Origin of the sequence: Burkholderia sp. BCC1985 (assembly GCF_905339915.1) — a bacterium.
Taxonomy (GTDB): domain Bacteria; phylum Pseudomonadota; class Gammaproteobacteria; order Burkholderiales; family Burkholderiaceae; genus Burkholderia.
Genome location: NZ_CAJPGY010000018.1, coordinates 159,200 through 171,550, shown reverse-complemented (window position 1 = coordinate 171,550; position 12,351 = coordinate 159,200). Strand labels below are relative to the sequence as shown.

Genomic DNA, 12,351 nt, shown 5'->3' with positions numbered 1-12,351 from the left:
GGCCTTTGCGTTGGCCTTTGCGTTGGCCTTTGCGTTGGCCTTTGCGCCCACCATCCCGCCGCCCCGCTCACGCATCGCTGTTGCGACCGGATACCGGCACGTCGCGTGACGTTCCGCCCGCTTCCGCTTCCGCGTTCGCGGCAGCGCGTCGCGCCGCCGCGTCGAGCACGGCCCGTCCGGCAGCCACCGCGATCGCATCGTCCTGCGGCGTGTGCACGCGGCTGCACAGCACGTCGCGATAGTGGCGTTCGAGCGGATTGTGGCGGCTCAGCCCGTGATTGCCCGACAGCTTCAACGCATGCTCGACCGTGCGGATCGCCTGTTCCGTCACGGTCCGCTTGACGAGGCCGCTCGTCGTCACCGTCGGCGGGTCGCCCGCATCGGTGCGCGCGATGTGCTCGTCGAGCAGCACGCGGTTCGCATGCAGCCACCCTTCGATCTCGCCGACGGCCTCCTGCACGCGCGGCAGCGTCGCGAGCGGCGCACCGAGCCCGCTCGGCGCGCGCGTCGTCGCGAAATCGAGCAGCCAGTCGCGCGACGCGCGGGCGACCGCGTCGTAGAGGCTGCCGAGCAGCGCGACCATCCAGGCCTGCTGGTCGGCCTGCGCATCGACATCCGCATGACTCGCGGCCGACACGGCCCACGCATCGGGCGCACGCACGTCCACCGCATGATCCGCGGGCAGCCGCACGTCGTCGAACACCACCTCGTGACTGCCCGATGCGCGCAGGCCCAGGTGATTCCAGCTTTCGATCACGCGGATGCGCGCATCGACTTCCGTGTCGCGCTCGCGCCGCACGAGGAACACGCCGACGCGCGGCTCGGGTTCGTCCGTGCGGGCCCACACGGCCAGCCAGCGCAGCGCCGGAATGCCGGTGCTGTACAGTTTGTGGCCGGACAGCCGCCAGCCGTCGCCGTCGCGACGCGCGATCGTTTCGGGCAGGCCGCCGCGCGACGGCGAACCGAGCGCCGGCTCGACGCGCAGCGCGTTGATCAGCGCGCCGTCGGCAACCGCGCTGTCGAACACCGCACGCCGCAGGCGCGCGGGCCAGCGGTTGTCCGCGCGGCCGAGCGCGCGATGCTGCAGGTAGGTCATCGTCAGCACCAGCGCGGTCGCCGGATCGGCGCGCGCGACCGCGGCCACGATCCGGCTCGCCTGCGCGAGCGTCGCGCCCGCGCCGCCGTGCTCGCGCGGCACGACCTGCGCGATCAGCCCGGCGCGATGCAGCCGCGCGAAGTTCTCGTGCGGGAAACGGCCGTCGACGTCGTTGCGGGCGGCGTCGGCCGCGAGTTCGGGCGCGAGACGCGCGAGCAGCGCGGAAACGCGCGCATCGTCGGCAGGCAGGTGGCGCAGCGACGACTGGGACGACTGCGACGATAGCGGCGAGGAAGCGGCAAGGCTGGCGGACATCGGTACGGATTCCCTCGGTGACTGGGTAGCGGGATAAAACGTCGTGGCGAAGATCGCTCGGCGAATGGCGGCGGTGGCTCGTGGAGCCGGCGGCGATCGGCGCTGGATTCGCCGGGGGCGCGTGGCGTGGATCCGGGGCGCTCGCGCACGCATCCGCCGCACACCTCTGCCTTCGACCCGCCCCCCGCTTCCGAACCCGATGCCGATCCGGCTCCCGTCGTGTTGATCCGGCGCGCAAGCCCCGCTCGACACGCAGCCGGCACCCCGTTCGGCCCGATCGTGAGCCCATAGCGTATGCGCAACGCACACGCGCCCAAACCATGCAAATCTGATATTCAATTCGGGATTGATTATTTCCGTTCCGCATGATCCCGGCGGTAATCTGCGCTCCATTCCCGCCCGGCCGGCCATCGCTGGCCGCGCCGGGCCGTCCTTGCATCGGAGACCCAGATGAGCGTCGAATTCATCGGCATGATCCAGAGCCAGAAGCAGTCGGAAATCCATCCGCCTGCCGGCCCCGTCGTCGACCCCGACTACGTGCGCGACTTCGCCCGCGCCCACGAAACGGCCGGCTTCGACCGGATCCTCGTCCCGCACCACTCGACCGGCCCGTCGGCGACGCTGACGATCGCGTTCGCGGCCGCGGCGACCGAGCGCATCCACTTCATGCTCGCGCATCGCCCCGGCTTCACCGCGCCGACGCTCGCCGCGCGGCAGATCGCGACGCTCGACCAGTTCAGCCGCGGCCGGCTCGCCGTGCACTTCATCTCCGGCGGCTCGGACAGCGAGCAGCAGCGCGACGGCGATTTCCTCGACCACGACGCACGCTACGCGCGCACCGACGAATACCTCGGCATCCTGCGCCGCATCTGGACCGACACGCAGCCGTTCGATCACGACGGCGCGCACTACCGCTTCACGCAGGGTTTTTCGGAAGTGAAGCCGTTCCAGAAGCCGCACGTGCCGATCTACTTCGGCGGTGCCTCGGAAGCGGCGCTGGAAGTCGCCGGCAAGCACGCGGACGTCTATGCGCTGTGGGGCGAATCGCTCGACCAGGTGCGCGACCTGACGACGCGCGTGCGCGCCGAAGCCGCGAAGCACGGTCGGCAGGTGCGCTTCTCCGTGTCGTTCCGGCCGATCCTCGCGGCAACCGAAGACGAAGCGTGGGCGCGCGCGCACCGGATCCTCGACGAAACCCGCCGGCTGCGCGAAGCGGCCGGCCTCGCCACCGGCGGCCCGCAGCAGAGCGAAGGCGCGCGGCGCCTGCTCGCCGCGGCCGAACGCGGCGCGCGCGTCGACAAGCGGCTGTGGACCGAGATCGCAAAGCTCACCGGCGCGCGCTCGAATTCGACCGCGCTGGTCGGCACGCCCGAACAGGTCGCCGACGCACTGCTCGACTACTACGACCTCGGCGTGACGACGTTCCTGATTCGCGGCTTCGATCCGCTCGAAGACGCGATCGACTACGGCCGCGAACTGATTCCGCGCGTGCGCAGCGCCGTCGCGGCACGCGACGCGGCGCGCCGCGCGGCCTGACGCACGGGGAGATGCCGACCATGTCCGCCGTCCTGTCTTCGTCCTCGCCCGTGCGCACCGCGTCGGGCCTCGTCCTCGCCGACACGCCGCGCCAGCATTTCTGGTTCGATCCGCCCGCGCCGCGCTTCGACGTCGCCGCCGAGCGCCGCCACCGGCAGGAGCGGCTCGCGGCCGCGTTCCGCCTGTTCGCGCGCTTCGGCTTCGCGTCGGGCCTCGCGGGCCACATCACCGCGCGCGACCCGGAACTGCCCGACCACTTCTGGGTGAATCCGCTCGGCGTGCATTTCTCGCAGATCAAGGTGTCGGACCTGCTGCTCGTCAATTCGCGCGGCGAAACCGCGATCGGCAACCGGCCGCTGAACAAGGCCGCGTTCGCGATCCACGCGGCGATTCACGACGCGCATCCGCACCTCGTCGCGGCCGCGCATACGCATTCGACCTACGGCAAGGCGTGGTCGACGCTCGGCCGCCCGCTCGACCCGCTGACGCAGGACGCGTGCGTGTTCTACGAGGACCACGCGCTGTTCGACGACTTCACCGGGATGGTCGTCGATACGAGCGAAGGCGCGCGGATCGCGGATGCGCTCGCGAAGCCCGACGGCACCACGCACAAGGGCGTGATCCTGAAGAACCACGGCATCCTGACGGCCGGCCCGACGGTCGAGGCCGCCGCGTGGTGGTACATCGCGCTCGACAACGCCGCGCACACGCAGCTGCTGGCCGAAGCGGCCGGCACGCCGCAACCGATCGATCAGGCGACCGCGCGACACACGCACGGCCAGATCGGCGGCCCCGACGGCGCATTGCACGCGTTCGACAGCCTGTTCGCGCGCGTCGTCGCCGACGAACCCGACCTGCTCGACTGAGCGCCCGCCGCACGACCGGAACCGGAGACCACACCATGACCAAAACCACCGCACCCGCGCCGACCGGCGCCCATGACGACAAGCGCCGCCGGCTGCTGCGCGCGGCCGGGGCCGCCGCGCTCGCCGCACCGGCGATCACGCTCGGCCGCAAGGCCTGGTCGGCGCCGCCGCTGAAGAAGCTCACGTTCGCGTGGAACCAGAACGCGTTCTGCCTGACACCGATCGTCGTCGCGCAGGAGAACGGCTTCTTCGAGAAGAACGGGCTGAAGGTCGAACTGATCAACTACAGCGGATCGACCGACCAGCTGCTCGAATCGATCGCGACCGGCAAGGCCGATGCCGCGGTCGGGATGATCCACCGCTGGCTGAAGCCGCTCGAAGCCGGCTTCGACGTGAAGATCATCGGCAGCTCGCACGGCGGCTGCGTGCGGCTGCTCGGGTCGAAGACGGCGGGCGTGACGACCCTGCAGGCGCTGAAGGGCAAGACGGTCGGCGTCAGCGATCTCGCGGCGCCCGGCAAGCATTTCTTCTCGATCCTGCTCGCGAAGAACGGCATCGATCCCGAACGCGACATCACGTGGCGGCAGTATCCGGCCGACCTGCTCGGCGTCGCGGTCGACAAGGGCGAGATCCAGGCCATCGCCGACGGCGACCCGAACCTCTATCTGCTCGAGAAGCGCAGCAACGGCGCGTACACCGAACTCGCGACGAACCTGTCCGGCGAATATGCGCGCAAGGTGTGCTGCGTGATCGGCGCGCGCGGCGACCTCGTGCGCAACGACCGGCCGGCGGCCGCCGCACTCGCGCGCTCGATCGTGCAGGCCACCGAGTACACGCACGACAACCCGAACGAAGCCGCGAAGGCATTCGCGAAGTATTCGCCGAAGATCAACCCCGACGACCTGCGCAAGCTGTACGCGACGCTGACCTACACGCACCATCCGACCAACGTCGACCTGCAGCAGGAAATCGCGTTCTACGCGGACGATTTCCGCCGCATCAGCGTGCTGAAGAAGAGCACCGACCCGCAGCGCTTCGCGCAGCAGGTCTATGCGAACGTGCTGGGGTGACGCGATGTCGACGATCGAACACGCGTCCGCCGCGCGCACCGCGTCCACCTCGGGCAATGCCGCCCCCGTGACGCCGCCTGCGACCGCCACGTCCCGTCCCGCGTGCACGGCCTGCGACGCGACGCTCGCGGCTGAAGCCCGCCGCGCACGCAGCTGGCCGACCGGCGTCGTCGCGGCGCTCGCGTGGGCCGCGCTCGGCGCGGTGACCTACGTGTGGCCGAACCGCGTCGTCGGTTTCACCGACTGGGCGTACACCGACACGTTCGGCATCGCCGCGTGGGCGATCGGCGCGCTGCTGCTGGCCGCCGCGACGCTCGGCCATCGCGTGCCGGCCACGCGCGCGCGGCTCGCCCGCGTGCGCCCGGCCGGCCCGTGGCTCGTGGCGCTGCCGCTCGTGCTCGCCGTGTGGGAAATCGTCACGGCCAAGACCGGCTGGCTGCCGACGCCGTTCTTCGCGCCGCCGCAGGCGCTGATCGAGGTCTACGCCGACGACTGGCCGCGCCTTGCCGGCAGCGCCGGCAACACGCTGAAGCTGCTTTCCCTCGGGTTCGCGTACGGCGTCGCGGTCGGGTTCGCGGTCGGCGTATCGATCGGCTGGTCGCGCCGCATCGGCTACTGGGTGCATCCGGTGCTGCGCGTGCTCGGCCCCGTGCCGGCCACCGCGCTGCTGCCGCTCACGTTCTACTTCTTCCCGACGAGCTATTCGGCCGCCGCGTTCCTGATCGCGCTGTCGACCGGCTTCCCGGTCGCGGTGCTGACGTGGTCGGGCGTCGCGAGCGTAAACCGGCAGTACTACGACGTCGCGCGCACGCTCGGCGCGAACGCGCGCTTCCTCGTGTTGCGCGTCGCGATTCCGGCCGCGCTGCCGCACGTGTTCGTCGGCATCTTCATGGGGCTGAGCGCGTCGTTCACGGTGCTGGTCGTCGCCGAGATGATGGGCGTCAAGTCGGGGCTCGGCTGGTACCTGAGCTGGGCGCAGGGCTGGGCATCGTACGTGAACATGTATGCGGCGCTGATCGTGATGGCGCTGCTGTTTTCCGGGCTGATCGCGCTGCTGTTCGCGGTGCGCGACCGTGTGCTCGCGTGGCAGAAAGGAACCGTCAAATGGTAAGCGCCGCCGTTCTCGAATCGTCCGTTGCCACGCCGCCCGCCGCGCTCGACGCCACGGCGCCGCGCGGCGCGCGGATCGACATCCGCCGCGTGAGCCATGCGTTCGACGGCCCCGGCGGCCCGCTGCCGGTGCTCGACGACGTCACGCTGTCGGTCGCGGCCGGCGAATTCGTCGCGCTGCTCGGCCCGAGCGGCTGCGGAAAATCGACGCTGCTGCGGCTCGTCGCGGGCCTCGACGCCGCGCGGCAAGGCACGATCGCGCAGGACGGCGCGCCGATCGAACGGCCCGATCCGTCGCGCATCGTCGTGTTCCAGGATCCGACGCTCTACCCGTGGCGCCGCGTGCGCGCGAACGTCGCGCTCGGCCTCGAGGCGCGCGGCGTGGCCCGCACGTCGCAGCATCGCGTCGACGATGCGCTCGCGCGCGTCGGGTTGCAGGAATTCTCGAACGTGTTTCCGCATCAGCTGTCGGGCGGGATGGCGCAGCGTGTCGCGCTCGCCCGCGCGCTCGTCAACGATCCGCGCCTGCTGATCCTCGACGAACCGCTCGGCAAGCTCGATTCATTGACGCGGCTGACGATGCAGGCCGAGTTGACCGCGCTGTGGCAACGCGACGGGTTCTCCGCGCTGCTCGTCACGCACGATGTCGAGGAAGCGCTGTTTCTCGCGCAGCGCGTGATCGTGTTCGGGCCGCGGCCCGCACGCATCGTCGCGGAACTGCGTGTCGACCTGCCGTATCCGCGCCATCGCGGCGACCCGCGTCTCGCCGAACTGCGCCACGAAGCGCTGCGGCATCTCGGACTCGATGCGAGCTGGTAGATGCGCAGTGCCGTTCGCAGGATGGCCGGTGCGCGGCAAGGGCCGCGCCGATGAACGCGCCGCCGTTCGCCGACTGGGCGCTCCTGTTCCTGCAACTGCTGTATCGCGCACAGATCGCGTTGGCCCGGGTGCTGCATGCGATCGGCCTGACCGGCGATGCCGACGGACAGGCCGCGTGGCCCTGGGCACACCGCATCGCGCTCGAAACGCTGCGCATCGACGCGGGGCTCACGCGACAGCTTACATTCGCCGTCGCGATGACCACGCTCGCCGCGGCGCTCGGCTGCATCGCACTCGTGTCGCGCAAGTGGCGGGCGGCGGCGGTAATCGCCGCGCTGGCCGTCGCGTGGTTCGCGCCGTGGCCGCCGGCGTCGCTGTGGCTCGCGCCGGCGGCGCCCACGAGTTTCCAGCGCAGTCCCGCCGCGTTTTCCGTCGCGAACCTGATGCGCGGCGCGCATCTGTATGCGCAGCATTGCGCGGCCTGTCACGGCGCGGACGGCCGCGGCGAAGGCCCGCTCGCGGCGAGCCTCGCGCATTGGCCGCCGACCTTCGCGGGCGCACTGCTTGCCCGCCGGCTCGACGGCGAACTGTATTGGCGCATGCGGCACGGTACGCGCGACGCGCGCGGCGCGGCGTCGATGCCGGGCTTTGCCGCGACGCTCGGCCCGGCCGACACCTGGGCCGTGCTCGATTACCTGAAAGCGCTGTCGGCCGGCAGCGGCGCGCAGGCGGAAGGGGCGTGGCCCGTGCCCGTTCCGCTGCCTGCGCTCGACGTGCGCTGCGGCAGCGCCGCGCCGCAACCGCTCGAGCGCTGGCGTGAAGGCCAGCGCGTGCGCATCGTCGCGCTCGCGCCGGGCGGCACGCCGCCGCGGGAAGACCCGCGCTGGCAGACGCTGCTCGTCACCGCCGGCGATACGTCCACGCCGCCACCGCCGGTCGGCACGCGCGCGAACTGCGTCGCATCGACGCCCGATGCATGGCAAGCGTTCGCAACGATTGCCGGCGTGCCGCCCGCTGCGTTCGGCGGCACGCAACTGCTTGCCGACCGGCGCGGCTGGCTGCGGGCGCGCGCAATGGCGGGCCGCGCGGGCTGGTCGGCCGACGACTTGCTGTGCCGCTCGGATGCCGCGGCGCGAGCGCCGGCCGACGCCGCGAACGTCGATCCGCTGACCGCGCTGCTGCTGCGCGTGGACGCCGAACCCGTACGCGACGTGCAGGCCGGGCTCCCGCATTGAATCCCTGAACCGTTTTCCCGACGAACCGAACTTCACGATGAATCCGACCCGACGCCACTTCCTCGCGCAAGCGAGCGCCCTCGCCGCCGCCACCCTCGCCGCCGCGCCGACCACGCTGCATGCGCAATCGGACGTGCGGCCGCTGCTGCGTGCCGGCGACCAGAAAGGCGGCCTGCGCGCGCTGCTCGAAGCGGCCGGCGAACTGAACGGCCTCGCGTACGACATCGCATGGACCGAATTCCCGGCCGCCGCGCCCCTGGCCGAAGCGTTGAACGCGGCGGCCGTCGACTGCGGGCCGATCGGCGACGCGCCGGTGATCTTCGCGCTCGCCTCGGGCGCCCGCATCAAGGTGATCGGCGCGAACCGGTCCGACCCGTACGGCACCGCCGTGCTCGTGCGGCCCGACGCGACGCTGAAGGACGCCGCCGACCTGAAAGGCAAGCGCATCGGCACCACGCGCGGCTCGATCGGCCATTTCGTCACGTTGAAGGCGCTCGACGCGGCCGGCCTGCCGTCCGACGCCGTCTCGTTCCGCTTCCTGCCGCCGGCCGACACGATGCTTGCGCTCGCAACCGGTTCGATCGATGCGTGGGCGACGTGGGAACCCTATACGGCCCTCGCGGAAACGAGCGGCCGCGCGCGCGTGCTCGTCAACGGCCGCGGCCTGTGGTCGGGCTTCAGCTACATCGCGGCGACCGACGCGGCGATCGCGTCGAAGCGCGACGTGCTGCACGACTTCCTGCAACGGGTGGTGCGCGCGCAGGTCTGGTCGTACCGGCACGTCGACGCGTATTCCGCGGCACTCGCGCGCATCATCGGCATCCCGCCGGCGGCCGCGAAGCTGCAGTTCGAGCGCCGCAACACGCGCTGGCAGCCGATCGACGCGACGGTGATCGCCGGGCAGCAGCGCACGGCCGACTTCTACCTGAAGGCCGGGCTGCTGCGCCAGCCGCTCGACGTGCGCACGACCTTCGACCTCGGCTTTCCGCTGGCGTGACCGGCCGCGGCCGTGCGGCGGCCTGCAACCGCCCAAACGGCTTTCGCACGATCTGGCACAATCGCGATTCGACCATCCTGCCCGTGTCAGCCAGCGTCATGCCAGCCATCTCCGAACTCTTCGTCTACCCGATCAAATCCTGCGCCGGCATCGCGCTGTCGCGCGCGCAACTGCTCGAAACGGGCCTCGCGTACGATCGCCACTGGCTGATCACCACCCCGGACGGGATGATGATCACGCAGCGCACGCACCCGCGCCTCGCGCTGATCCGCACCGCGCTCGAGCACGACGCGCTCGTGCTGAACGCGCCGGGCATGCCCGAGATCCGCACGCCGCTCGACGGCGACGCGACGCCGGCCACGCCGAAGATGGCCGCGACCGTCTGGCGCGACACCGTCGACGCGATCGACACGGGCGCCGCGACAGCCGCATGGCTCACCGAATTCCTCGGCACGCCGCTGAAGCTCGCGCGCTTCGGCGCGGATGCGCGGCGCGGCTGCAACCGCAAATGGACCGGCGACATCGACACGCACACGCAGTTCGCGGACGGCTATCCGCTGCTCGTGATCGGCCAGTCGTCGCTCGACGACCTGAACGCGAAGCTCGTCGCGAAAGGCGCGCCGGCGATTCCGATGAACCGCTTCCGCCCGAACATCGTCGTGTCGGATTTCGATGCGTATGAAGAGGATTTCGTCGAGCATCTCGACGCCGAAGGCGACACACCCGTGCGGCTGCGCCTCGTGAAGCTGTGCACGCGTTGCCCGATGCCGACGATCGACCAGGTGACCGGCGCGCCGAACCCGGCGTGGCCGCACGAGCCGACCGACACGATGCAGACGTATCGCGCGAATCCGAACTACGACGACGCGCTGACCTTCGGCATCAATGCGATCGTCGTCGAAGGCGCGGGAGCCTGGCTGGAGGTCGGGCAGTCGCTCGAGGCGGAGATCGGATTCGGCGATTGAGCGATTGGGCGAACCAGCCCTTCTACTGCGCCGCCGTCGGCAACATCACCGTCACGATCAACCCGCCTCCCGCCGCATCGGCCAGCGTCACGCTGCCCTGATGCACGCGCGCGATCTCGCGCACGATCGACAGCCCGAGCCCCGTGCCTTCGACCGTCTGCGTCTTGCTGCCGCGATGGAAGCGCTCGAACACCGCGTCGCGTTCGCCGGCCGGAATGCCCGGCCCGTTGTCGATCACGTCGAGCCGCGCATGGTCGCCATCGCGCGACACGCGCACCGTGATCACCGCGCGGTCGCCCGAATAACGAATCGCGTTGTCGATCAGGTTGCCGATCAATTCGCCGAGCAGGTCCGGTTGGCCGAGCACGTCGACATCCGCCTCGTGCTCGAAGCCGAGATCGATGTCGCGCGCGCGCGCAACCGGCGACCAGTCGAGCGTCACGCTGCGCGCGAGCCGGTGCAGCGCGACCGGCTGGTGCGCGACCGCCTGGCCGCTGTCCGAATCGAGCCGCGACAGCGACAGCAGCTGCTGGACGATCTTCACGGCCTGCCGCACCGCGCCGTTCACGCGCCGCAGATGCACGTTCACGCGCGGCTGCTCGTCCGGCCGCAACGCCAGCTCGACGCCGGCCTGCACCGCCGCGAGCGGGGTCTTCAGCTGATGGGCCGCGTCCGCGAAGAAACGCCGCCGCGCGACCTGCATCCGCTGCGTGCGGCCGATGTACTGGTTGATCGACTCGACGAGCGGCGCGAGTTCGCTCGGCATGCCGCCGGTATCGAGCGGCGTCGGATCGCCGTCGCTGCGCGCGGCGACCGTCGCCGACAGCCGGTTCAGCGGCCGCAGCCCGCGCCCGACGCCGAGCCACACGATCCCGAGCGCGAGCACGACGAGCAGCCCCTCCTGCAGCAGCGAGCCCATCAGGATCTCGCGCGCGAGCGCCTGGCGCGCCTCGATCGTCTCGCCGACCATCACCCACACGATGCGCGTCTGCGCGGTCGGCACGTCGTGCACCGGCACGCGCAGCGCGGCCATGCGCAACTGCTCGCCGCGATAGACGACGTTGTAGTAGCGTGTGACGAACAGCGTGCCGTCGCCCTGCGGCAGCGGCAGGTCCGGATAGCCGGTGATCGTGCGGCCGTTGTCCTCGCGGATCAGGTAATAGATCTTGCCGCCGTCGCCCGACTCGAACATCTCGAGCGCGAGATACGGCAGGTCGACCTCGATCTCGCCCTCGTTGAACCGCACGCCTTCGCGGATCGACTTCAGCGACGACGACAGCGTGCGGTCGAACGCGACGTGCGCGGCGCTCATCGCGCGCTGGTACGTGAGCCACGAGTCGAGCGCGAGCAGTCCGAGCAGCGGCAGCAGCAGCCACAGCGCGACCTGTGCGCGCAGGTTCGGGCGTGTCACCATGCTGGCCGCCGGGCTGCACCGACCAGCGTGGCGGAAAACGCGTGCGGCCTCGCTCCGCGCCCGTGCAGCCGGCCGGCTTTGCCAGGCCGGCAGCGGATGGCAGGCGCGCCCCCGGCAGGCCGCGAACGTGTCGATCCCGCGCAGCGCTTTGGCGCGTACCGCGGCCCCATGCAAAGAAGGCAAGCCCGGCGGTGGTTCATCCGGCCGCCTTCGCTTCGAGCAAGTATCCGAGGCCGCGCAGCGTGACGATCGCGACGCCGGTGTTCTCCAGCTTCTTGCGCAGGCGGTACACGTAGATCTCGATCGCATCCGCGTTGACCGACTCGTCGAGCCCGAAGATCTTCTCCGACAGCGTCTCCTTGTTGATCGCGCGGCCGTTGCGCAGGATCAGCACCTCCAGCACCGAGCGCTCGCGCGGCGTGAGCGGCAGCGGTTCGCCGGCGAGGTGGAAGCTGCGGTCGATACTGTCATACGAAAGCGGCCCGCACTCGACCCGCGAATGCTCGTGGCCGAGGCTGCGCCGGATCAGCGCGCGGGCGCGCGCCTCCAGCTCGGTCAGCTCGAACGGCTTCGCGAGGTAGTCGTCGGCGCCGAGATCGAGCCCCTTCACGCGGTCCTCGACCGAGCCGTGCGCGGTGAGGATCAGCACCGGCACCGGATTGCGGCGCGCGCGCAGCCGCCGCAGCACTTCGAGCCCGTCGAGCTTCGGCAGCCCGAGATCGAGGATCACCAGCGCGTAGTCCTGCGTGCGCAGCACGTGATCCGCCGCCTCCCCGTCCGCCATGTGATCGACCGCGAAGCGCGCGGCACTCAGCGCGTCGTTCAACGACTGCGCAAGGTTCGGGTTGTCTTCGACCAGCAGCACACGCATGGGGACCTCGGGAAATCCATGACACAAAGGACACTATTGTGAACCGAAATGAAAGCA

11 protein-coding genes are annotated in these 12,351 nt (G+C 70.7%); 8 read left to right on the top strand and 3 right to left on the bottom strand.

The window, feature by feature from the left end:
• Positions 1 to 67: 67 nt before the first annotated feature.
• Positions 68 to 1,411: an acyl-CoA dehydrogenase family protein gene (locus U4Z31_RS20445; RefSeq protein WP_321811238.1), complete on the bottom strand. Its 1,344-nt coding sequence runs from the start codon at positions 1,409 to 1,411 to the stop codon at positions 68 to 70.
• A 450-nt stretch (positions 1,412 to 1,861) separates the two neighbouring features.
• On the opposite strand from U4Z31_RS20445, the gene U4Z31_RS20440 reads away from it, so the two are divergent.
• The 8 genes from U4Z31_RS20440 to U4Z31_RS20405 all read left to right on the top strand — a co-directional run bounded on the left by U4Z31_RS20440 (position 1,862) and on the right by U4Z31_RS20405 (position 10,009).
• A complete protein-coding gene (locus tag U4Z31_RS20440; RefSeq protein ID WP_044842988.1) occupies positions 1,862 to 2,947 on the top strand; it encodes an LLM class flavin-dependent oxidoreductase in 1,086 nt (361 codons plus the stop codon).
• A 20-nt stretch (positions 2,948 to 2,967) separates the two neighbouring features.
• Positions 2,968 to 3,813 carry a class II aldolase/adducin family protein gene (locus U4Z31_RS20435; protein WP_044843147.1) on the top strand — a complete coding sequence of 282 codons (846 nt, stop codon included), beginning with the start codon at positions 2,968 to 2,970 and terminating at the stop codon, positions 3,811 to 3,813.
• A 35-nt stretch (positions 3,814 to 3,848) separates the two neighbouring features.
• Complete coding sequence (locus tag U4Z31_RS20430; protein WP_044842987.1) at positions 3,849 to 4,883, top strand: ABC transporter substrate-binding protein; 1,035 nt, start codon at positions 3,849 to 3,851, stop codon at positions 4,881 to 4,883.
• Between the two features lie 4 nt (positions 4,884 to 4,887).
• The gene (locus tag U4Z31_RS20425; RefSeq protein WP_321811237.1) at positions 4,888 to 5,994 is read left to right on the top strand and encodes an ABC transporter permease; all 1,107 of its coding nucleotides are present in this window, start codon (positions 4,888 to 4,890) and stop codon (positions 5,992 to 5,994) included.
• A complete protein-coding gene (locus tag U4Z31_RS20420) occupies positions 5,988 to 6,812 on the top strand; it encodes an ABC transporter ATP-binding protein (RefSeq protein WP_321811236.1) in 825 nt (274 codons plus the stop codon). The genes U4Z31_RS20425 and U4Z31_RS20420 overlap by 7 nt, the downstream gene beginning before the upstream one ends.
• A 50-nt stretch (positions 6,813 to 6,862) precedes the next feature.
• Positions 6,863 to 8,047 (top strand): cytochrome c, encoded by a 1,185-nt coding sequence (locus U4Z31_RS20415; protein WP_321811235.1) that lies wholly within the window; start codon positions 6,863 to 6,865, stop codon positions 8,045 to 8,047.
• Positions 8,048 to 8,084: 37 nt separating this feature from the next.
• Positions 8,085 to 9,044, top strand: coding sequence for an ABC transporter substrate-binding protein (locus U4Z31_RS20410; RefSeq protein WP_321811234.1), 960 nt, complete (start codon positions 8,085 to 8,087; stop codon positions 9,042 to 9,044).
• Between the two features lie 98 nt (positions 9,045 to 9,142).
• Positions 9,143 to 10,009, top strand: a complete 867-nt coding sequence (locus U4Z31_RS20405; RefSeq protein WP_321811233.1) for an MOSC domain-containing protein — start codon at positions 9,143 to 9,145, stop codon at positions 10,007 to 10,009.
• 22 nt (positions 10,010 to 10,031) lie between these two features.
• Here U4Z31_RS20405 and U4Z31_RS20400 read toward each other — a convergent pair whose 3' ends face one another.
• Together U4Z31_RS20400 and U4Z31_RS20395 are read right to left on the bottom strand one after the other, a co-directional pair.
• Entirely contained in the window at positions 10,032 to 11,423 is a 1,392-nt protein-coding gene (locus tag U4Z31_RS20400; protein ID WP_321811232.1) for a sensor histidine kinase, read from the bottom strand.
• Between the two features lie 196 nt (positions 11,424 to 11,619).
• Positions 11,620 to 12,294, bottom strand: coding sequence for a response regulator (locus U4Z31_RS20395; RefSeq protein WP_044842980.1), 675 nt, complete (start codon positions 12,292 to 12,294; stop codon positions 11,620 to 11,622).
• Positions 12,295 to 12,351 lie beyond the last annotated feature (57 nt).